The following is a 22,210-nucleotide window of genomic DNA, read 5'->3' on the forward strand; positions in this document are numbered from 1 at the left end:
ACGCTATTAAAAGCAGGCGGAGTTTAAAAATGATAATTTGTTGATTGCTATATTGTTTGGTATAAACAATACGATTTGTTTTTCTTTAATAATAAATAGGATGCTAGATGTCTTATCCAAAACCAAGTGTGGTTACTGATTTTCAACAAGCGTGTTCAAGTAATGACTGGGATGCTTTAGTTGTTATTTCCCCTGATTTAAATTTACCAGATGCAACAAGCGTTGCTGACTTTTTAACAGCGGCTGGAAAAGTGGACTTACGCATTGGTAAAGAGCCTGTATTAATGGTAAATGATTTGGTGCCGGGCTCCCGCCTTATCTTTTCTCCAACAGGTGCCTTAGCGCGAGATTATGATGACAGTCGTCGCTTTTACGACGCTGCCAATAAAGCGGCTGAACTTGTTAGAGCATCAGGGGCTAAAAGACCTTTATTTTATATTAATGGTGCTCCTGACACTGAGCTCTTTTCAGCTGCGGCCGAAGTTGCATATTTTGGGGCTAGCCAAGCACTATGGCAGCCGTTAGAAGCAAGGGAATCTAAAGTTGAAGCCGAAATAGAGCCTGTTGAAGAAATTGGTATTTTTTCAAATCACTCTGTCAGTGATTGTTGGTTAGGTGCTGTTGAGCTGGGAAGAAGAGCGGCACGTGACTTATGTGGCACTGAGCCTGAGCGTATGTCACCGCCTAAGTTTGCTGAATATTGCGAAGCTTTGTTTGAAGGGACGCCAGTAAAGGTTGAGGTTATTAAAGACCGCGACACACTTGAACAAGACTACCCGTTGTTATCGGCGGTCGCTCGTGCATCTTGGCAAGTAGAGCGCCACCACCCAAGAGTAATTCGATTAGAATATACTGGCGAAGGCGACATTGATCGTACATTAATGTTTTCCGGAAAAGGCTTAGTTTACGATACCGGCGGAACAGATCTAAAAGTAGGCGGGGCAATGGCTGGTATGAGCCGCGATAAAGGTGGCGGCGCAGCGGTTGCTGGATTTATCAAAGCCGTTGCAGAATTAAAGCCAAAAGGCTTAAAGGTGATTGCTGAAATAGGTGCGGTGCGAAATAGCATTGGCTCAGATGCGTTTGTAACCGATGAAATTGTTACTGCAAAAAATGGTATTCGCATTCGTGTAGGCTGCACAGATGCTGAAGGTAGGCTGGTAATGGGAGACATTTTAGGTCGCCTTGCAGAACGTGCAGTGGATGAAGTGAACCCTGAGTTATTTACCGTTGCGACCCTTACAGGGCATGCAGCACGTGCGATGGGGCCTTATACGGCACTGGTTGAGAATGGACCTGCCAGACGTAATGGTGTGTCACAGAAAATGGCATATTACGGTGATATGTTTGGTGACCCAGCTGAGTTGTCTCGCTCACGTCGCGAAGATTGGGATTTTGTAAAACCAAAAACGTTAGCGGACGACTTGTTAAGCAGTAATACTGCGCCGTCATCTGTTACGGCAAGAGGACACCAATTCCCACTGGCTTTTTTAGCCATAGCGTCAGGGTTAGACAAGCACGGCAACGATAGCGACCAGCCATTACCATTTGTACATATTGACGTTGCTGGCAGTGCGGTAGAAAACGGTGATTGGCAACATGGTAAACCAACTGCGGCAGCGGTATTGATGATGGCTGCAACTTACCTGCGTTAGCATAAAATAATGCTAATATGCCTGAGCTACGAATAGGTATACGTAGTTCAGGTCTCGTCGCATTAACCTATAGATAGTCAGCAATTGGGGATTTCAATATGCTGACTTTTTTATCCTTTGAAAGGGATAAATCTACTATATTTATCATATAGTTGTATTACGGCTTTATTATTCGTTAAGGCTGAAGATTTACTTTTATTATGTATAAATATATTAAGAAACCTGCTATGAATGTACTACACTAACACATTAGCGCACACTAGTGACCTGAACAAATATCAACATATTTTTTAGTTGATACGAATGATTGATTGCTGCCGACAAGGTTAAGTTCAAACAAATATGAAATTAAGCCAAAAATTACTGTTAATCATTGTACCGCTTGTTGTTACTCCCCTCGCGTTATTGGGTGGTGTTGCATACGTTAACGTTAGAACTAGCGCAGAAGCGCAAATCGAAACCCGAATAAATAGCTACTTAGAGCAAAATATTCAACTAATCGACAATTTTTACAGTACAACAGTGTCAGCGTTAAGTGTTGCGGCCAACTCTCGCATAGTTGAAAGCATGCTTTATCATGAGCCTAATAGCGAAGAGTTAATTGTTCAAATTCCTTCATTAAGAGATGGCTTTACCCGTTTTTCATTATCTTACCCCGATTTTTACGAGTTTAGATTAGTGTCAAAAGAAGGGGGAGAAGTTGCTTATATTATCCCTCAACCAGATAAATATGAGGCGGTTGAAGAAGTCTATCGCCCATTTTTTGACAGTATCATTAATATGGAGGCGAATCGGGATATTATTCTAATTAGCCCTGAAATTGGCCAACCAACAAACGTGCTGGCTGTACAACGAATGTGGGTAGATAGCGAGTCTAAGCTGGTAGATGTAAATAAAAATGTAGAAAAGAAGAATTGGGGATATGTAATGCTTGGGGTTACGCCATCTGCATTTAATCAAGCTGTAGCTAGTGGAGTAGGGCAAAGCGGCCAATCAATTATTGTCAACAAACAGGGCAAAATTTTATTTTCAAAACTGCCAAACTCGGTAGGAACTAACTTATCAATTGAGGCATTAAATGCATTGCAGCAAACCATTGGGAAAAGTGCGCTTGTTAAAATTAATTTTGCTGACAAAGTGATGCACTTTCAGGGGCGCAAGCTATTCAATGATTATTATTTGTTTAGTGGGATTGAGGATGGAGAGCTATACGCAGACAGCCGATTAATTTCTACGCTGACCATACTTATTTCACTTGTTGTGGCCATTATTATTCCGGCGTTATTATATTCTTTATTACATTACATGTTATTAACGCCTATTAGAGAGCTAACAGCAGCAAAACGCAGAGTGGGTAAGGGCGAATTTGATATTAAGTTGCCTGTTGAGCATAAAAACGAGTTAGGTGAATTATTTGCTGCATTTAATGTGATGGTGCGTCAACTTAAGTTGTACCGAGAAAAAGACAAGCTAAGTCAATCATTACTAGAAGAAAAAGTAATCGATCGCACCCGAGATTTAGAGCTTGCTAACAAAGAGCTAGAAAATACAAACCAAGAATTAGAAACCGCCAGATTAAAAGCATTAGAAGCGAGCACGTTAAAATCCTCATTTTTGGCAAACATGAGCCATGAAATTAGAACGCCACTTACCGCAATCATTGGCTTTACTCAGCAAGCATTAAAAAACAAAAATATTGATCCTGAAAATCATGAGCTGCTCGATAGAGTACTTCATAGTGGTGAGCATTTGCTTAAGTTAATTAATGATATTTTAGATATTTCTAAAATTGAAGCTGACAAACTTGAGTTAGAACTTACAAACTTTAATTTCTTCCACTTATTAGGCGACATAGACACTATTGTTAGACCGATGTCGCAAGAAAAACAGCTTAACCTAGAAATAGCGTACGACTTTCCTTTGCCCCGATTTATTGTGAGCGATCCTACTCGGTTAAAACAGATCATTATTAATTTATGCTCAAACGCCATTAAGTTTACGCATGAAGGTGGGGTTACCGTAAAGATAATATATAACCAGCAAACAGATACTCTTAGTATTGGTATTCAAGATACTGGTATAGGTATGACAGAAGCACAGCTCGCGAAACTGTTCGAGGACTTTGTTCAAGCTGATATTAGCACCACCAGAAAGTACGGTGGTACAGGGTTGGGGCTGTCTATTTCAAGAAAGTTAGCTCGCTTACTAGGCGGTGATATTACGGTAGAAAGTATGCATGGCGTTGGCACCCGTTTCACATTAGTACTTAATGAAGTGCAAGGGACTAAGATGGAAACTGAAGCGCCGCAGTTTAAAGATAGGGCAATTGTAGGTGAAGAAAGCCAGGCTGCTGAGTCGATAGACACTCACAATATTTCAGGTGATATTTTAGTGGCTGAGGATAATGTAAATAACCAACTGCTAATTAAGCTGTTATTAAAGCCTTACAATGTAGACACTACTTTTGTTGAAAATGGGCGACTAGCAACAGAAGCCGTGATGAGTAATCACTACGACTTAATTTTTATGGATATGCAAATGCCTGTTATGGGTGGCTTGGAAGCAACGACGTTAATCAGACAGCTAGATAAGTCGACCCCAATAGTGGCATTAACCGCGAATGTGATGAAAGATGATGTAGCCGCACAAAAAGAAGCGGGTTGTACCGATACGTTAAGTAAACCCATTGAGCAAAGTAAATTTGCTGGTATTTTGGCTAAGTACTTAACCAGAGAAACGGTTAATGAAGATAGTGAAAAATCAGATGAAAATACCACGGGACTCAGTGCTGAAATTTTAGAGTCGCCAGAAATGCAGGCGCTTAAAGCTCGCTATAAAGGCTCTTTAGCAGAGTATAAAGAGCAGTATGAAACCTTTGCTAAAGACATTTCAGCTAATGCAGAGGAAATAGCAAAGCTGTCGCACGCCATTAAAGGGAGTGCAGGCAGTTTTGGTTATCAAGAGATAACCAATGTAGCGGGTGAGCTTGAAATTGCTGCACGCGATGGGAATGAAGAACAAACAAACGCATTGCTAAGTAAAATTATTGAGCAAATATCAGATGCAATTAAATAGTACTATTGCGGTAAATAGTTGCGGTAAACAGCTGCGATATTTTTGTTTTATATATTGTTTCGAAGTACAGCTTCAATCAAGTTTAGACTTAGAAAAGGTTAATATGCCAGCGTGTTAACCTTCAAGGCCAACTTGCACTAAATTATAAGGTAAGTTTACTTGGGAGGCCCTGCGTTCAAACCAGCCACATTGAATTCAGGTATAACACAGTATTATGTGGCGATAAATTAAATAGGTATTACGTTATATGGCCAAAAGCTCTGTGGGGGATTCAAATTACACTACTGAAGTTAAAGCTTTATTGGCTCAAATCGATGATATAAAGCCACAGAAACCCTCTGTTTATCAACATGCATCAGCATATTTTGAAAGTTGGTCAAATATACAAGCCATCATTAAAGACTATAAAGAGAAAATCGCCAAAAGACAGAAAAAGCTTGAAAGTGAATCTAAAAAAAAGAACATTGCCAAACTAAATAGTGAAATAGAGAAAATACAATCTGATTTAGAAAAGTATAAGGCAGCCCAAGATGAAGAGCGGTTAGTGCGTCATGAGCACCTTAAAGACGTTTGCTATCAAATTCTAGCGCTTACAGAAGGCGCAAATGCGGAAGATACTCGAAAGAAATCTGCTAAGTTGCTTGGCACTATTCAGCTAATTTCACCTACCGAAGGAAAAAAAATAGCAGCGGTTAATGAGCGCCACAAGCATTTGTATAAAGCAGTATTATGCTTGCGCTTAGTTGATAGAATGTACACTGAAAACTTGATTGAAAGCACGTACATTCGGTCAAAAATAAATGGTGGGAAACAGACGGATATTGAGTCTCTCGCGGAAAAAAATCCGAAAGCCTACAAAGTTTTTCAAGATCATATACAAATACCATTATTAATGGCGGCTTTGCTACAAGATATTGGTAACTATCATCCTGATGCGCAAGCCATATTAACCGGAGCAGAGCAAAACTTAGATCCCTTCAGAGTGTTACCTACCGAAGAGCGAAAAGCCTTACTGCAAATAAATTACCGAGAAACGTTACGGTACGCGACATCGGGTATTGGTGTCGGTCAATATGTTGGTAATTCTAAGGCGGAGCGAGATCAATTTATTGAAGACGAAAAAGCCAGCTTAGCGCTTATACGTACATTCTTAAAAAGTTGGGTGAATGCCAATAAGGGAATTGGCAACTTTCTAAAAGTACCGCAGCTATATACCTCTATTATTCTGTCTACCAAAAATAGCTATAGTTACGAACTGCTGCCTAAAGTGTATAACGTGCTAAGAAAAAATGCTGAAATGGGCGGTTGTAATCCGCAAGCGGTTGAATCACTTTTAGCAATTACTGGGCATTTTCCACAGGGATTTGGGGTGACTTATATTCCTGTTAATTCTGATTTTCAAGAGTTAGACCGCTATGAATATGCTATCGTCAACGACCTTTACCCTAAACATCCGTGGGAACCCATTTGTCGCAGCGCAACACGTAATTTGCAGTTTATTAGTCATGGCTCAGACTTGATTATTAGTTTAGATAAAAACTTATACATACCCGGCACGGCTAAAAAATTAGAACGGATAAAGCCAGAACGATTACATGAAATATTAAAAATACTTTCTTCAAACTATTTAGAGCGAAAAGAATTGGATCTCATCCCTAAATGTTGGCATCCAAGGGAATTTTTCTCTATGAAGAAGAATCAAAACATTTGGAATAAGGCAAAAGTCGTTCGTATATAACCTATCATTTGCGGTTGTAACAAGCGGCTGAGGAAATCAATGAAACAAATAAAAACGCTTTTAGTAGGTAGCTTGGCAAGCTTGCTTTTAGTTACCTCTGTACCAATGGTGCCGCTACTTGTTAGCGCCCCCGTTAAAGCCCAAGAAGGCCCAGAAGCGCAGCCACTTTATGTGTTTATGCGTCGTCCTTTTTTATTTCATGTACCCGCAAAAAAAGAAGATAAGTTGGTACAAATTAAGGTGCAAGTGATGGTGCACGGAGCCGCGGCGCAAGAGCTAACCAAAAAGCATGTTCCCTTTATTGAAGGCATACTCGCCACTACGTTCAGCCAAGCTAACGGTGATGAGCTACGTACGGTAGAAGGTAAGGATGCGTTAAAAGAAAAAGCGCTGGCCGATGTGCGAGCGAAGCTGGAAGAGTTAACAGGGCAACCGTTAGTAGAACAAGTGATTTTTACCGGCTTTATCATGCAGTAAGGTGTTAGCGCAGTAAGGTGTTAACGCAGTAATGCGTTATTGAGCAATTAGCTACTTGAAGCTGAATATACAACTACAACTAAAAGGGTGTCTACAGACACCCTTTTTCAATAGTGAATTAACGATGTAAGATTAATCTTGGTTTACATCAAAATGGCGATTAAAGAAGTTAATCATCATATTGTGCCAATGAATACGGGTTTTCTTACCGCGTAAACTGTGTTTTTTACCCGGGTAATTCATCATCTCAAAATCTAATGTTTTATCTTGCAGCACTTTGTACAGCTTCGTACTGTGCGTGAATAATACGTTATCATCAGCCATGCCGTGATAAATCATTAGTGGGCCTTTTAAACCGTCTACGTATGGAAACACTGATGCTGCTTCGTAAACGTCTTCATTACCCGGCACTAAGCCCATATAACGCTCAGTGTAGTGCGTGTCATATAAGCGCCAATCTGTAACAGGTGCACCTGATACGCCAGCTTTAAAGTAATCTCCCGCTTTAAACATGGTCATTAGTGTCATATAGCCGCCGTAGCTGTGGCCATATACGCCAATTTTGTCGTTATCAACAAAGTCTAGGCTTTGAAGAAATTTAGCGCCGGTGACTTGGTCATCTACTTCAACACTGCCCATTTTGCGATAGATTGGATTTTCGAATTTAGTGCCGCGATAGTTTGAACCACGGTTATCTAAACTGAATACAACATAGCCTTGCTGCGCCATAAATTGTGAAAATAACACATAACGCGACCAACTGTTATTAACCACTTGTGCATGCGGCCCACCGTATAAGTAAACTAAAGCAGGGTATTTTTTATTAGCGTTAAAATTAGCTGGCTTGTACATACGATAATGTAAGGCTTGACCATCGTCCGCAGTTAATTTGCCAAACTCAGGCTCTATCCAATCACTCAGGTAAGGGTGAAGTGGGTGGTCTGTGTTCACGGCGTTTTCAACTAACCAAGTGATTCGCTTGCCATTAGCGTTGTGTAAGCTTACCTGTGAAGGGCTGTTGATGGTTGAATATTTGTCGATGTATGAGGTTGCGTCCTTAGCAAAGGTAATACTGTGGAAGCCTTTACGTGAAGAAATGCGTGTTACGTTATTTGCATGTTTTCCGTTAAGCGATGCAGAATATAAGTGGCGTTCTAACGGTGTGTCGGCGCGGCCAGTGAAATATACTTTATTGTTTTTCTCATCAATGGCTTGTAGCTTATCAACAACCCACTCGCCTTTGGTAAGCTGTGTGACTAGCTCACCATTGTTTTTGTATAAGTATAGGTGTTTGAAGCCATCCCGTTCAGAGGCCCAAATAAAGTGTTTATTATCTTTTAGGAAGCGTAAATCTTTATGTAAGTTAACCCATGTTTCACTTTTTTCTGTTAGTAACGTGGTCGATTTACCATTGTTTGCGTTAGCTGCATTTAGCTTCAGTGTTTGTTGTGCGCGATCTTGCCATTGATAACTTAACGTTTGGCTGTCGTTCATCCATTTTACACGAGGAATATAAATATCTTTTTCTTTGCCAATATCTACCCACGTTGTCTTAGTGTCATTCAGGCCTTTAATACCTAATTGAATAGACACGTTTGGCGTTCCTGCACTGGGGTAACGCTGGTGGATCATTTTAATATTGTCGGCATAAATCTCGCTACGAGTCACTGCTTCTACTGGCGTTTCATCTACGCGCGTATAGGCAATTTTTGTTTCATCGGGCGACCACCAGTAACCGGTCATGCGGCCCATTTCTTCTTGTGCGACAAATTCGGCCATGCCGTTTTTAATTAAGTTACCACCATCAGTTGTTAGCTGTAATTCTTTACCTGAGGCGACATTAAGCACGAAAATATTTTGCTCGCGAATAAAAGAAACATAATTGCCTTTAGGTGAAAACTTAGCGTCCGTTTCAAACGCGTCAGTATCGGTTAGTTTTTTTGTGGTTTTAGTTGCTAATTGATAGTGATACAAGTCGCCATTTAATGGAAATAATAGTGCCTTTCCTTCTTTATCCCAACTGTACTCCATAATGCCGCTACCAAACACACGCTGTCTTTCGCGGCGGGCTTTCTCTTCGTCAGATAAATTTTCAGGGCCACTGAAAATATCCTTCGAATCCACCAGCATTTTATTTTTGCCTTCCTTTAAATTGTATTCCCACAAATCGAAACGATTGTAGTCTTCTTTTTTACCTTGTAAGTAAGTGACACGAGAGCCGTCAGGTGAGTATTTTAATGATTTTGGCGCTTTGCCATTCAGTGAGGGATCAGAAAAAATGCGTTCTATTGTTAGGTTTTCAGCATAACTCGAACCCATTACGCTGACTAGCGCAATGCAAGATAAGTAGTTTTTCATTGGTACACTCTAAATGCTGGTTATTATGATTATCAGCCACAGATAGTAGTATTTAATAGCTTTAGATTCAATGGCATTGCGGAGGATTCAAGGTAGCGAAACTTATATATGTGATTTGGTTCGGAGCTTTAAGACTAACAGGGGTATCATTATTAAAATTTTAAGATACACTCATTTAGGTAATAAAAGATAATAAGATACCTATATGAATTTAAACTTTTCGTTAGATCCCCGTTTAGAAAACGATACTGTAAAACTTGCTACTTTCCCGCTTTGTGAATTATTACTGATGAATGACAGCCAATACCCTTGGTGCATCTTGGTACCGCGAGTTGATCATGCCTTAGAATTAATGGCGCTGTCGGTTGCCCAGCAGCATCAGTTTTTAGTTGAATCTAATTACGTTAGCCAAATGCTAACAAGTTTGTTTGAGCCAGATAAGTTAAACATTGCTGCGTTAGGGAATGTGGTTAGTCAGCTACACATTCATCATGTTGCCAGGTTTAAGTCAGATATTAGCTGGCCTGCGCCCATTTGGGGAGCACATCCAGTAATTGCGTATACCGATGACGCGCTAGTAAAAATAACAGATAAGATTAGCGAATATTTGCAACATCACCCTATTTAATTGCGTTAGAGGGAGTTCCGAATGTTGAACACCCTCTAATTAACTCTAATTTATTAGCAGAAGGCTGCATTAATGCTGCACTGCTGCGCGTTTAACCTCTTCAAAATGTTCTAGCACTTCTGCTAATTCTGCTTTTAATTGCTGCCTAGTTGAAACCGAGTCTTGCATTGTTGCAGAAATTACCGCTACTGTCGCAGGGTGAACTAATAAGTCTTTTGCGTGATAGCACGATGCTTTTTTCATAGGCGGCAGTTTGCCGTCAGCGTGATAATCGCGCTCAATTTCCTCTTGAGTCAGCTTCATCATGTTGTCGCTAGCATCAATGGCTGCATTGATATAAGCCTCACACTCACTTTGTCTTTTTACAAAATGCGGCAATAAACGAGTAGAAAGTTTGGTTAAGTCTTTTGCTTTCTCGTTAATTGCATTTAATGGCTTGGTGTCGACATCGGTCATCAACTCTTGTGCTAAGTCTTGATAATTAGCCCAAACTTTTTCAGACTCGCCATGAGCTGAAGCGGTACCAATAAATAGCATTGCAGAAGCCAATAATGAGGTGGTAGTCATACCAATAAGTGTAGCGCGCATTTTCATGATTTTTCCTTTGTTATTTTTGTGTTGAAACCGTTAAACAGATTGCTGTTGTAAATTAATTTGTTTTCGTTGATGTTTCGCTTTTCGTTTTCTGGCTCTTCTAGCAAGCCATAAGTAACTGCCAGTAATACCTAAAATAATAGGTGCAGCACCTAGCGCACACCAAATAATACGAGTGATTAGTCCACCAAATGTACCGTAATGTAATGCTCTAAAACTATCGAGTATTTTAGGTATTGCATTACGCTGTCGAATGTCCCATAAAGAGATAAAGCTACCTGTTTGGCGGTGATACTGAGCGCCACTGCCATAATCACTCAGTAACGGGTTGCTGGTTGGCACTCGGCCATAAAGCCCAATCTGTTTGCCTGGTTCATAGGCAAGTGATAGATAGGTTACCGTCAAACCTTGCACGCGAGATTGTGCATTTTCTACCAGTGCATCCAGCGAGAGGTTGTGATTGTAACGTGGCGTATTCATTACATATTTGTGATGATGTTCATGCTCTTCTAAGTCATGAATCACACCTGCCACATTCCAGTAGGCGCCAGTTAAACCCAAGATCAACAACACTGGCGAGGCGACTATACCAATGAATTTATGAATATCACTAAACAACACTTTTTTAGCACGCTTAAGGCGCAGCGTAAAAAGGGTCTTATAAAAACGTGAGTGCATAATAATGCCTGTGATGCCTAAGATGATTAATATCATCGCATAGGCCGCACCAATAACTGCGCCAATTTCTTCTGCCAAGAATGTGTAATGCAGCTCTAATAGCCAATCAGTTAAGTAGTGTGTCAGCGAAACAGGTTCACTGAGAATAGTACCTTGGTAAGGATTAAGAAATATTTTGTAAAAATCAAAGGTATTATTTTTTACTAAATAGACAATGTCGGGATCGGTGTGGTTATCAAATAGTTCCCATGATGCTAAATGGTATTCTGGAAACGCGTGTTTAACGGTGTTGTGTAATGAGTTTAATGACTGACGCGAAGTCAGTAAGTGTTCGGACGTACTATTTTGGGTAAATGATTGAACAGAAAGCGTCGCGCTATTTGGCATTAATAGCGCGTCAATTTCCTTCTTAAAGACTAAAATACTGCCTGTAAAAGAAATGATTAACAGAGGAATAATTGCACTCATGGCAAGCCATGAATGCAATTTAAACGCTGTTTTTTTCATTAGTAAGTCTAACGCTTAGAAACGGTAGCTGGCAGTAGCAGCAATACTGCGTTTTTCACCTGGGTAACAGTCGCCGCGTGCTAGGCAGGTTGCATAGTACTGCTTGTCAGTTAAGTTACGTGCACTTAGCGTTAAGTCCCAATTAGTTAGCTGGTAACCAACGGTTAGGTCTAAAACGGTATAACTTGGAGTCGTAACGGTTAAATACTCCGAAGTGCGCCTGTTAATATCGGTACTTTCAGATTCACCAATATAGCGAGCACCAAAACCAGTATATAACCCTTCTAATGCAGGTTGTGCAAAATCATGACGAACCCAAATAGAGGCTTGTTGATCTGGAATACTTGAGCGTTGGAATCCATTCTGTTCTTCACTATCTAATGCTGATAGATTGATTTCCGCTTTCCAATTATTAAATACTAAGTTGGCTTCAAACTCTACGCCTGTAACGGTAGAAACGCCTTCCTGTTGTGATGCGGGCACGTAAGGCAACGCATTTGGGTTAGGTAAGTTGCTTAATTCAATATCAAAATACGCTAGCGTCATATAGTGACTGGTATTTTGTGGCTGGTATTTAACACCAGCTTCCCATTGTTCACCTTCTTGAGAGCGCATGGCTTGCTCTGTAGTACTGTCTACACCTACAACGGGTGTAAAAGACTCAGAGAAGTTAATGTAAGGTGAAAGACCAATATCAAAGTGATATAACGCACTTAAACTTATACTGGTCGCATATTCGTTACTAGTGCCGCTGTTTTCTTCTTTTTCAACTTCGTCATAGCGGATGCCTGCATTTACAATGAAGTTATTGTAAGTCATTTCATTATGAATATATAAACCTAAGATATTGTCTTGCGTTGGTGTTCCTGTAATCGGCTCAGGTAATTGCTCAATAATGTTATCAACGTTTTCGTAAGTAGGGTTAAATACATTAAAAATCCCTCCAACTGGCATACCTGTTGCGCGGTCATATCCGTAAACAAATACCTTGTCGGTACGATTATCTATTTTCTGATGGCTAGCACCAATTAACATTCTATGCTCAATCTCGCCTGTATCGAAATTAGCGCGCGCTCTGGCGTCAAACTGAAATTGTTCTGATTGTCCATTAGCTTGATACCAGCTTCTGGCGCCATTACCTGCTGCGTCAAAACGTGGGTTGCCTGTTCCTGTAAACGAAACCCACGCCTGTTTGTAAGTCGATTCACCATCACGGTAGCGTGAACTTAAATCAAACGCCCAAGTTTCGTTTAATTGGTGCTCTGCTAACAAGCTAACAGACCAAGATTCAGTATCGTATTGGTTAAAGCCGGGCTGACCAGTAAATAAAAGAGGATCAATAGTTTGGCCTGACGCGGTAGGTGTTAACGAACCTGAAATAGGTAAAAACTGGTGAGCAGAGTCACTATCGCGTTTTGCGTAGTCGGTTAGAATAGTAATTTGGGTCACATCTGACAAATTGAATTTAAAAGAAGGCGCCAGCACTAACGAATCATCATTAATCTGCTCAATTTGCGTATCACCTTGGCGGTATAATCCAACAAATCGTGCATCAAAAAAGTTATCGTCGGTAGAATAGTTAAGATCGGTTGCGATTTGCTGGCGATCAAAACTACCCATTTGCATTACCACTTCATTATCCGTTTTAGTGCCCGGGCGCTTAGTAATAATGTTAACAATACCACCTGGTGAACCAGGCCCAAATAATACCGATGCAGGCCCTTTTAATACTTCAACTTGCTCTAACGTATACAGTTCTGGACGAGTGTTATTGTAATTACCACTGAGTGATTGCATGCCGTCTCGGTATTCTGGTGCGTCAAAGCCACGAATTTTTATAAAGTCACCACGGGTGCTAAACCCATAGGCGTCGGCTACAACACCAGCAGAGTAGGTTAAGCTATCATCTAAGGTTAACGCGCCTTTTTCATAAAACTGCTGTGACGTTTCAATTGAAACCGAACGAGCAGTTTCAAGTAATGGAGTATCGCTTTTAAGTGCGCCAAACTTATTTGGTTGGCCAATAACTTCAATGCGCTCAATGTCTTTTTCTTCATCACTAGCGGTGTCTGCAATTGCATAAGGTGCAGCAGATAGCATCGATAAGCCCAAAATTGAAGCCGTAATTTTTGATAACGCATGGCGTTTAGAAAGGTGAGAATAAGAAGCACTGCTTGATGAAAGAGAAGGGGATGCATCAAGAGTTTTAAAGGTATTACGCGTATCCATTATTGTTATTCCAGTTTATAGCTTGTTTATAAATGATGTAAGCAATGTAATTTGCACTTTAACGGCTAATAAAAAAGCCAATGCGCACAACGTGAAATGAATTGTAGTGCAAATGATAATGATTCTCAATAGTGTTTTTATTGAATTTATTCAATCCTGTTAATTCATTATTGGCTATTGCATGCCTATAAGGTTAAATGTTTAATATATATAGAAAAGTTAAATGCTAATGAAAGTAGGCAAATGTGAGCGTGAAATGAAAAGCAGAATCAGATGGGAGAGCGTTCAGAATTCTGTGTCAGTTAATCTCTATTAGATATCCAAGACATCATCCAAGCGACCATCGAAATGGATCGCCAGCTGTGACAATGTCATATTCCAATTTTGGATTGGCATTGTCCACTTCTTAGACGCGTTCAATATCCCAGCATACAGCAGTTTTAGCAAGCTGTTTTCATTCGGAAAACCGCCTTTAGTTTTGGTCAATTTTCGGAATTGGCGGTGTACGGCTTCTATCGCGTTCGTCGTGTAAATCGCCTTACGAACGTACTCTGGGTACTTGAAGTAGACCGACAGATTCGGCCACTTGTTGCGCCAAGAGCGGAGGACAATCGGGTATTGTTGGCCCCACTTGGCCTCTAGCTTATCCAATTCTATTTCCGCAGCTTCTTTGCTGACGGCTCGATATACGGGCTTGAGATCGGCCATAAAGGCTTTCTGGTGTTTAGAGGCCACGTACTTCATCGAATTGCGAATTTGATGGATGACACATTGCTGGACTTCAGTATCTGGGTAGATAGCTGTAATTGCTTCAGGGAAGCCAGTAAGCCCATCGACACAGGCAATGAGAATATCTTTAACGCCTCTATTGTGCAGGTCGGTTAACACTGAGAGCCAGTAATTGGCACCTTCCGATTCCGATAAGTACAAGCCTAATAGCTCTTTCTTGCCAGCAACATTTAAGCCCAAGATGGTGTAGATTGCTTTGCTGACGTAACGCCCATTTTCTTTAATCTTATAGTGAATGGCATCGAGCCAAACGAAGGTATAGAGCGTGTCTAAGGGGCGTTGCTGCCACTCCTTTAGCTCTGGGATTAAGCGGTCGGTTACACCAGTAATGGTTGCTTCAGACACCTCGATGCCATACATGTCTTCGACATGGCCACGAATATCTCGGTAACTCATGCCACGCGAAAACATAGATAAGATCTTACGGTCGATTTCGTCGGAGAGCTTGGTTTGATTTTTCTTGACGAGTTGCGGCTCAAATGAGCCAGCTCGGTCTCTAGGCGTTTCTAATTCAAATTCACCAGTGTCGATTTAACCGTCTTCTTACTGCTACCATTCTTACGATTAGGCTGGGAATCGGTTTCGAGGTGCTGTTCAAGTTCGGCCTTGAGTGCCGCTTCAGTGAGTTGTTTGATGAGTGGGGTGAGTACACCATCTTTACCAGTAAGGCCTTTTCCAGATTGAAGTTGCTCTAAAGCTTTATTGAAATCGAAATCTTGAGTCATGTGTCATTCCTGTTTTAAACATTTTACTGAAATGACACAGATTTCTAAACACTACCTCAGATGGAAAATTATCTTCTTAGCTTCATTATTACTCAGCATATTTGAACTATATAACATGTTTACGATGCCTGATATTTTAAGGCCTACGCATCCAACATTTATCTCTGTATTCATATTGTTAATAGATGTGTTTTGCTTAATAGCTTCTTTTGGTGTGGCATTTGAGCGGCGTTATTTTAATGCGCTTTTATGGAAAGTGATTATTGTTGTTCAATTAGGGCGTGTTGACCTTTCGAGGTCATTTTTGCAGCAGTTTGTTTGTCATTTATACAAGACAGAGCAGGTAAAGTGTGGTTATTCCACACGCAACTGCGATAACGCAGTATAAATGGCAAACAAGCGCTGCCTTTGGGTTCATCTAAACGTTTCTTGCTCTTTGTTGTGACGCGCTTACTTGGAATAACCAAGCTACACTTGTCACGCCGCGATCAAAAAACGTTTAGATTGAACAAAATTTGACCTAGAAAGGTCAACACGCCCTAGTTTATTGCTTATTGTGATGTTTTTTGAATATACAGGCGGTGGTTATACCGTTTATGAGATGATCACGCAAACGTGGTTGACCTTTATGGTATCGTTAATTGTTTTTATGCCGCTAGCCCAATATTTAGAAGATTTTAAGCGCGCATCAACAGACATTGCTTAACCTGAAGTGCTTAGAATAAGAAAAGGTGCTAAAACTGATGTTATTAGCACCTTTTCTTCCGTTAAGAAGGCTTCTAACTTACTTTAAGCCCAATACCTCTTTACCTTGTTCAAAGGTAATATCTACCGGAATTTTTGCTTTTGCTAAGCGCTCAAGGTCGCTTGCTAATGCTGGCTTGATCTCACCTTTATCTTTTACCAACTGTGCAACGCCATCATAATTTCCGTCCCCTTGTAAGGTTAGAATCAAGCTTGATAGGGCGTTAACAGCATCCTGCATTTTTTCCATATTAACTTTGTATAATCCATTTTCATCGCGGCTAAAAGCGCCATGTTGATTAAAGAAGTTAAAGCGGATCATGTTTGCTTTACCGTGAGCAGAGCTAGCACCAAAACGCACTGAGCGGAATATGCCAGCCATAAAAGTAACGTAGTAGTCTTCTAGTTTACCTTCAGTGATTGCGCCTTTGTCTAGCAATTGAGAAATCATATAAAGGCCCAGTACATCTGCTTTACCTTCTTCTAATGCCGATGCATGTTCTTTTAATGCTTGGCGAACCATGCCTTTGTCATTAATTGTATTTTTGATCCCTAAGCCATGAGCGACTTCGTGGAACATAGTATTAGCAAAAAATGCATTAAAGGTGATGTGCTTACGCTGTTCAGGCACAATTAACTCGTCTGCAATTGGCATTAAAATTTCGTCAAATTTAGCGCGCATGGCATTTTTAAGCTGTAAGCGACGAGTGCCTTTTTCTAATTGCACTTGTTCGTCATTTGGCAGGTTAATAGCAATAGTTTTACTGCCTGCATTTGAATGTCCTGCATAGTAAATAACATCATAAGCATTTAGATCAGCATCAGAGCCCGGTGTTTCAGTTTTGTATTGCTCTTTTACAGGTAAGTTGCGTTGTAGCTCAGGTAAGAAAGCGGCAAACTTTTCTAGTTTTTCACTCCAACTAAGATCTTTAACAAGTACATAAGATTCAAATGCAGTACGGTAGCCGAATAACTGATCTTCGTATGTTTCAATTGGACCAATCACCACATCAATTGGGTTGGTTTTCATGTCCATCCATGCCATATCAGATGCTTGATATTGGTCTGTAACAAGCGCTTCCGCACGCATGTTTAGATAGTTTGCAAATGATTTATCATCAGCTAGCTTAGCAGCTTGCTTTAATAAGTCGGCAGCTTGCTTAAGTTCTGTCTTGTATTTTTGTGAATAAGGTACGCTGATAAGCTTGCCATTTTTGTCACGTTCAACAATTGAATATAAGCCTTTTTTGTCAGCAAAGTCAGCGGCTTCAAATTCTTCTTTAGTCATATCTGAAGGATAGAATTGAGCGCCAAGTGGTTTCTCTTCAAAACCATGCAAAAATGCTTCATCGCCAGCCAATCTATCCCAAGGGCCGTAGTTAATAGCGGCAAAGTTACGCACTTCAGGATCGACTACTTTGTCTAAAAAGTCTTGTTTGTTTTGGCTAAAAGATTGTTTCCAGAATAAATCATCCATAATTTTTGAGGCATCAATTAGCTTTGCCAACATTTTCTTCTGATTGTCACTTAAGCTTGATAATGATGCAGAAAGTGTGACTGACTTATATATGTTTAAGCGGTCTTCGAATTCTGCCTTTAACCCCAGGCTGTCTGCTGCATTCTCTTTTTTTGGGGCAGGATTTTTATTATGTTGTTCGGCCGTTGCACTTATACTCGTGTTTGCTGTGTTTTCTTCGTTTTTATTATTTGGTGAACACGCTGTAATAAATACGCCTGAGGCCAGCGTCATTGCGATAGCAATTTTTGACAATTTCATGAAAAACCCTGTTTATTTAATCTTATTAGAAACGTTAACTCACTTGCATGTATGCAGAGCTAACTACCACTTTTTGATTTGGCCAAAAAGTATATCCTGTAAAGAAGTAACAAAGAACCCCTTTCAGCGCACAGATTTTATCGCCAACTAAAGCGATTTATATAAAGATAATAAAATCAATAAAGTGACAACATATTATTGATCGCTAACTTGGCTTATGAGTGATTCTGAGCTAACTTAAAGTTATGGAATATTTTTATTCGAACAAGAATTTTTCAACCAGTTGGGGAACATAAATGGACGCTGTTTGCGTGACTTTTTGATGTGTAAACCCAAGCGATAACAGCAACAGTAGTTTCAATGTTAGTCAGTTTTGATTTATCTAAAGGATAGTTTTATGTCGACAGAAAATGCGCTACTTACGATTTTGGTAGAAAAAATTAATAACGATGCAATAGTATTGCCTACATTGCCGCAAATTGCGGTAAAAGTAAGACAGACCGCCGATGATCCAGATGTAAACTTAAATCAAATTGGTGATGTAATTAGTCAAGACCCAGCACTATCGGCTCGCATGATTAAGGTAGCAAACAGTGCGTTTATGGGGCGTTCGGTAAAAGTTGAGTCGCTTAATCAAGCAGTAACTCGCATTGGTTTGAAGCAAATTAAAAATATTGTTACTGCGATGGCGATGGAGCAATTGTTTGAATCAAAAAATCCCATGGTAAAAACCTATTTAGATAAGTCATGGCAGAAAACAGTCGATGCCGCTGCCGTGGCGATTACAATGCTACAGCTGTATTTGCGTGAACATAAACATACATCCTTAAACTTAGACACCATTACGCTTGCAGCGTTAGTGCATAATATTGGTGTGTTACCGATTCTTACCGAAGCCGAAAACCATGAAGATGTATTCGCTAACCCAGAGTTTATTGAGCAAGCAATTAAAAATTTAGCAGGTAAAATTGGTGGCGCTATCATGCGTGAATGGGGCTTTAAAGAAGACTTTGTAGTAGTGGCGGAATGCTGGCGTGACATGGATTATCAGCCTGATGAAGTAGCCTACGTTGACTTTGTTAGATTAGGCGCAATGAGTATTGGCGTAATGAAAAAGAAAGACAACGAGCAATTAATGCAAACGTGCATTGAAAAAGGGGTCATTAGTTCACCTAGTGTATTTGAAGACGATGATTTCAAGACGTTATTAGCTGATGTAAGAAGCGTATTTGCGTAAGCTTTTATGATATTTATGAAAAAGGAGGCTAAGCCTCCTTTTTACGTTTTTATGCTAAGCGCAGTGCTTACTTTGAGGTTTAAGCTGTAATATCGACTTCTTTAGCGCCGGTAATTTCAATTAACTCATTTAATAGCATATTAATTTCGCCAGACATTAGCGCAAAGTCAGCATCCAGTTTTGTGGCCATATCCTCTTTAGGGATATCCTCATTTTGCTCTTTCAGCAAGTCAGTAAATTTAATGCGTTTTAACGAGAAGTCATCAGCTAGCATAAAGTTCACATTGTCATGCCAAAGTAGTGCTAGTTTAGTAACAAGTTTATTGTGTTCAATGTGCAACTGAATTTCATCAGAGCCCAAATCTTGCTGTTTATATTTAACCACAGCTTCTTCTTCGTCAGTAGACTTTAATTCTGCATCACTGCCAAATTCATATCCGGCTGGTAAGTTTTGAGACTTTAACCAGTCTGTCATCATAATGGATAACGGTTGCTCTGGTTGAACGGGCACTACGGGTAATGTACCTACACATTTGCGCAACATGGCCATAAACTCTTCCGCTTTAGTCGCGCTAGAGCTGTTTATCACAAGTAAATCATGCTGAGGAGCTATATAGCCATATAACAAGCTAGATTTAGAAAAAGCACGTGGCAGAAGTTGGTGAATAATGTCTTCTTTTAATGTGTCTTTTTCTTTCTTTTTAACAGGGCGGCTCTCTTTTAATTCAATCGCTTCTACTTTTTCGGCGAGCATATCATTGATAACTGCGGTAGGTAGAATTTTTTCTTCTCGTTTTGCACATAACAATAAGTTACCCGCAGCAGAGTGAGATAAAGTTTGTCCGTATTTTCCTAACGCATTAACCCAGCCAAACTTTGCGATATCTTGGCTACCACAAGGTGAAAAAATATTTGCTTCAAGTCGTTTATCTAGCTCGTCAGCAGATAATTCAAATGGTTTAGTAAAACGGTAAAAGTAAAGATTTGAAAACCACATAAGCTATATTCCAGTAGACAAAAAGGCTGTGCATCATAGCCCAACGCAAGGTAAAAGGCATTAGTTTATGTGCTGTTTTTTAGTTTTGCTTTTTAGGAATAATGATGTGGTAGGTTAACCCTTTCTTAGGTTCACTTTCAGCCGTTATCTCACCATTAAGTGACTGTCTAACTAAATTATAGATAATATGAGTACCTAAACCACTGCCACCTTGTTCGCGTTTAGTGGTAAAGAAAGGGTCGAATAATTTAGATAATTGCTTTGGATTTAAGCCATTGCCATCGTCTGTGTACTTAATCTCAATATGTTCATTAATTTCAGCGATTTCAATTTCAATGCGTCCCTCTTCTTTACCTTCAAAGCCATGAATTAATGAGTTTAAAATAAGGTTGGTGAAGATTTGCGAAATGGCACCAGCTGGTAAGCTTAACTGTAATTTTTCAGGACAATTTAACGTAATATGGTGTTTGGTTTTCTTTAGTTTAGGACGCAGAGAACGAATGATTTCCTCAACATATTGCTTCATGTTAATCATGCGAACTGCTTCACTTGTTTGATCCACCGCTATTTGTTTGAAGCTTGCAATTAACTCGGAAGCGCGTTGCAAGTTAGTTGATAAAAGTTGCACGCTTTGTTTGGCATCATCAATAAAAGCTTCCATTTGCACGGCAGTTAGTTTTTTATCTTTAAACTCGCGGTCAATTACCTGTAAGCGTTCATCTAAGTAGGATGTAGCTGTTACTCCAATTCCCACGGGTGTATTCACGTCATGAGTGATGCCTGCTACTAACCCTCCTAGTGCGGCCATTTTTTCTGACTGTACTAAGCGGTCTTGAGCGCGTTTTAAGTCTTCTACTGTTTTTTCTAGTTCGGCCTGTTTATCGGTTAGTTCATTTTCACGTTTAGAGCGTAAATCTATTTCGCTGTGTAAATCTTTTTGATTTTTTTCTAGCTCAAACTTTTGCTGTTGTAAATCCATCATGGCTTGGCTGAGTGTCGATGTTTTGCGTGCTACCTCTTGTTCCAGCGTGATGTTCTGTTGATCTAACTGTTCATTACTTTGTAATAACTTACGCTGAGTGCTTTCCAAGTCGTCTTTATATTCCAGCACTTTACCAATCAATTTATTGAATGCTTGCTCAATAATTTTTAGCTCGTTATATTCATCAGTATGCACAACTAATTGCGTGCCTTCCAAATGATCCATTTCAAGCTCTTCAATTTGTCCTGTTATTTCTTTAAGTGGCTCGGTTAATAGCCTTCTGAATGCAAGTAAAAATAGTAAGATCAGAAAGGTTGTTTTAATCATGGCATTACCAATCATAAAATAAATACTAACTAATATGCGATCGACAACAATGTCTCTACTTGAAAATAGAGATACATCGCCAACTAACGTTGCGCGTTCAGAAAATTCAAAAATAAGTGGAAAGGTATAGCCAAATAGCCCAGAGGTTGGATCTTCTAGTGTGACACCTTCATTCGCAAGACTTTTACTGCTGTAGTATTCGGTTTCCAAGGTGCGGCCTAATTGCCACATGACTACACCGTTATCATCTCTAACAACAACCCCTTCAATCATAGGAATTGCGAGTAAGCCTTCAGCAATTGTTAATGCTTGTTGCTCGTTTAGTTCCCATATTGCGCGCGTTAAACTGCCACTAAATGTTTTTTGTAAGGTATTTAATTCACCAGAAATATGGTTTTTAGTATTGAAATATTCAGCAAAAATTTGTCCGCAGGTTACGACAAGTGTAAGAATAAAATACACAGATAATACGTTTGTAAGTAGTTTTTTAGACAGACTCGTCAATTGCATTCGTTAACCTGTTGCCGCTAAGCTGCTATTATTTTAATGCTAATACTAAAGATATTAGCCTGACTTTACTAAAAAAAACAAAAAATACGACATAAATCATCGCTTTTTTCTAGGTAAATTCATAATTTAGTTCCTATTCTCGAAATTTAAACTTAGAAAGCACGTTCACATTACTACAATTAG

At 39.8% G+C, this 22,210-nt stretch carries 14 protein-coding genes and 1 pseudogene; 7 read left to right on the forward strand and 8 right to left on the reverse strand.

The window, feature by feature from the left end; genetic code table 11:
- Positions 1–107: 107 nt before the first annotated feature.
- The 4 genes from HUU81_RS03005 to HUU81_RS03020 all read left to right on the forward strand — a co-directional run bounded on the left by HUU81_RS03005 (position 108) and on the right by HUU81_RS03020 (position 6,945).
- Entirely contained in the window at positions 108–1,655 is a 1,548-nt protein-coding gene (locus HUU81_RS03005; protein ID WP_199610799.1) for a M17 family metallopeptidase, read from the forward strand.
- A 342-nt stretch (positions 1,656–1,997) separates the two neighbouring features.
- Positions 1,998–4,730, forward strand: coding sequence for a hybrid sensor histidine kinase/response regulator (locus HUU81_RS03010; protein ID WP_199610800.1), 2,733 nt, complete (start codon positions 1,998–2,000; stop codon positions 4,728–4,730).
- Positions 4,731–4,977: 247 nt separating this feature from the next.
- On the forward strand, positions 4,978–6,468 hold the full coding sequence (locus HUU81_RS03015; protein WP_199610801.1) for a hypothetical protein: 1,491 nt from the start codon (positions 4,978–4,980) through the stop codon (positions 6,466–6,468).
- 39 nt (positions 6,469–6,507) lie between these two features.
- A complete protein-coding gene (locus HUU81_RS03020; protein WP_199610802.1) occupies positions 6,508–6,945 on the forward strand; it encodes a flagellar basal body-associated FliL family protein in 438 nt (145 codons plus the stop codon).
- Positions 6,946–7,077: 132 nt separating this feature from the next.
- Here the strand turns inward: HUU81_RS03020 and HUU81_RS03025 are convergent, their stop codons facing one another.
- Positions 7,078–9,303, reverse strand: coding sequence for a S9 family peptidase (locus HUU81_RS03025; RefSeq protein WP_199610803.1), 2,226 nt, complete (start codon positions 9,301–9,303; stop codon positions 7,078–7,080).
- 205 nt (positions 9,304–9,508) lie between these two features.
- Here HUU81_RS03025 and HUU81_RS03030 point away from each other — a divergent pair, with 205 nt between their 5' ends.
- Complete coding sequence (locus HUU81_RS03030) at positions 9,509–9,931, forward strand: HIT domain-containing protein (RefSeq protein ID WP_199610804.1); 423 nt, start codon at positions 9,509–9,511, stop codon at positions 9,929–9,931.
- A gap of 69 nt (positions 9,932–10,000) precedes the next feature.
- On the opposite strand, the gene HUU81_RS03035 is transcribed toward HUU81_RS03030, so the two are convergent.
- From HUU81_RS03035 to HUU81_RS03050, 4 genes and pseudogenes are all read right to left on the reverse strand, one after another.
- Entirely contained in the window at positions 10,001–10,525 is a 525-nt protein-coding gene (locus HUU81_RS03035) for a hypothetical protein (protein ID WP_199610805.1), read from the reverse strand.
- A gap of 33 nt (positions 10,526–10,558) precedes the next feature.
- Entirely contained in the window at positions 10,559–11,710 is a 1,152-nt protein-coding gene (locus HUU81_RS03040; RefSeq protein WP_199610806.1) for a PepSY-associated TM helix domain-containing protein, read from the reverse strand.
- Between the two features lie 15 nt (positions 11,711–11,725).
- Positions 11,726–13,939, reverse strand: a complete 2,214-nt coding sequence (locus HUU81_RS03045; RefSeq protein WP_199610807.1) for a TonB-dependent siderophore receptor — start codon at positions 13,937–13,939, stop codon at positions 11,726–11,728.
- 312 nt (positions 13,940–14,251) lie between these two features.
- Positions 14,252–15,453: pseudogene (locus HUU81_RS03050) on the reverse strand (IS256 family transposase).
- A gap of 556 nt (positions 15,454–16,009) precedes the next feature.
- On the opposite strand from HUU81_RS03050, the gene HUU81_RS03055 reads away from it, so the two are divergent.
- Positions 16,010–16,159, forward strand: coding sequence for a hypothetical protein (locus HUU81_RS03055; protein WP_199610808.1), 150 nt, complete (start codon positions 16,010–16,012; stop codon positions 16,157–16,159).
- A gap of 78 nt (positions 16,160–16,237) precedes the next feature.
- Here HUU81_RS03055 and HUU81_RS03060 read toward each other — a convergent pair whose 3' ends face one another.
- Complete coding sequence (locus HUU81_RS03060) at positions 16,238–17,974, reverse strand: dipeptidyl-peptidase 3 family protein (protein WP_199610809.1); 1,737 nt, start codon at positions 17,972–17,974, stop codon at positions 16,238–16,240.
- 397 nt (positions 17,975–18,371) lie between these two features.
- Between HUU81_RS03060 and HUU81_RS03065 the strand changes: the two genes are divergently transcribed.
- Entirely contained in the window at positions 18,372–19,211 is an 840-nt protein-coding gene (locus HUU81_RS03065) for an HDOD domain-containing protein (protein WP_199610810.1), read from the forward strand.
- Between the two features lie 79 nt (positions 19,212–19,290).
- Here the strand turns inward: HUU81_RS03065 and rdgC are convergent, their stop codons facing one another.
- Positions 19,291–20,208: a recombination-associated protein RdgC gene (gene rdgC / locus HUU81_RS03070; RefSeq protein ID WP_199610811.1), complete on the reverse strand. Its 918-nt coding sequence runs from the start codon at positions 20,206–20,208 to the stop codon at positions 19,291–19,293.
- A 79-nt stretch (positions 20,209–20,287) separates the two neighbouring features.
- The gene (locus tag HUU81_RS03075) at positions 20,288–22,027 is read right to left on the reverse strand and encodes an ATP-binding protein (RefSeq protein ID WP_199610812.1); all 1,740 of its coding nucleotides are present in this window, start codon (positions 22,025–22,027) and stop codon (positions 20,288–20,290) included.
- Positions 22,028–22,210 lie beyond the last annotated feature (183 nt).

The organism is Flocculibacter collagenilyticus (assembly GCF_016469335.1).
Lineage (GTDB): Bacteria > Pseudomonadota > Gammaproteobacteria > Enterobacterales > Alteromonadaceae > Flocculibacter > Flocculibacter collagenilyticus.

What these genes read in the sequence shown, in the direction of transcription:
- HUU81_RS03005 (WP_199610799.1), top strand. Translation starts at nt 108, where the DNA reads ATGTCTTATCCAAAACCAAGTGTGGTTACTGATTTTCAACAAGCGTGT.
- HUU81_RS03010 (WP_199610800.1), top strand. Translation starts at nt 1,998, where the DNA reads ATGAAATTAAGCCAAAAATTACTGTTAATCATTGTACCGCTTGTTGTT.
- HUU81_RS03015 (WP_199610801.1), top strand. Translation starts at nt 4,978, where the DNA reads ATGGCCAAAAGCTCTGTGGGGGATTCAAATTACACTACTGAAGTTAAA.
- HUU81_RS03020 (WP_199610802.1), top strand. Translation starts at nt 6,508, where the DNA reads ATGAAACAAATAAAAACGCTTTTAGTAGGTAGCTTGGCAAGCTTGCTT.
- HUU81_RS03025 (WP_199610803.1), bottom strand. Translation starts at nt 9,303, where the DNA reads ATGAAAAACTACTTATCTTGCATTGCGCTAGTCAGCGTAATGGGTTCG.
- HUU81_RS03030 (WP_199610804.1), top strand. Translation starts at nt 9,509, where the DNA reads ATGAATTTAAACTTTTCGTTAGATCCCCGTTTAGAAAACGATACTGTA.
- HUU81_RS03035 (WP_199610805.1), bottom strand. Translation starts at nt 10,525, where the DNA reads ATGAAAATGCGCGCTACACTTATTGGTATGACTACCACCTCATTATTG.
- HUU81_RS03040 (WP_199610806.1), bottom strand. Translation starts at nt 11,710, where the DNA reads ATGAAAAAAACAGCGTTTAAATTGCATTCATGGCTTGCCATGAGTGCA.
- HUU81_RS03045 (WP_199610807.1), bottom strand. Translation starts at nt 13,939, where the DNA reads ATGGATACGCGTAATACCTTTAAAACTCTTGATGCATCCCCTTCTCTT.
- HUU81_RS03060 (WP_199610809.1), bottom strand. Translation starts at nt 17,974, where the DNA reads ATGAAATTGTCAAAAATTGCTATCGCAATGACGCTGGCCTCAGGCGTA.
- HUU81_RS03065 (WP_199610810.1), top strand. Translation starts at nt 18,372, where the DNA reads ATGTCGACAGAAAATGCGCTACTTACGATTTTGGTAGAAAAAATTAAT.
- rdgC (WP_199610811.1), bottom strand. Translation starts at nt 20,208, where the DNA reads ATGTGGTTTTCAAATCTTTACTTTTACCGTTTTACTAAACCATTTGAA.
- HUU81_RS03075 (WP_199610812.1), bottom strand. Translation starts at nt 22,027, where the DNA reads ATGCAATTGACGAGTCTGTCTAAAAAACTACTTACAAACGTATTATCT.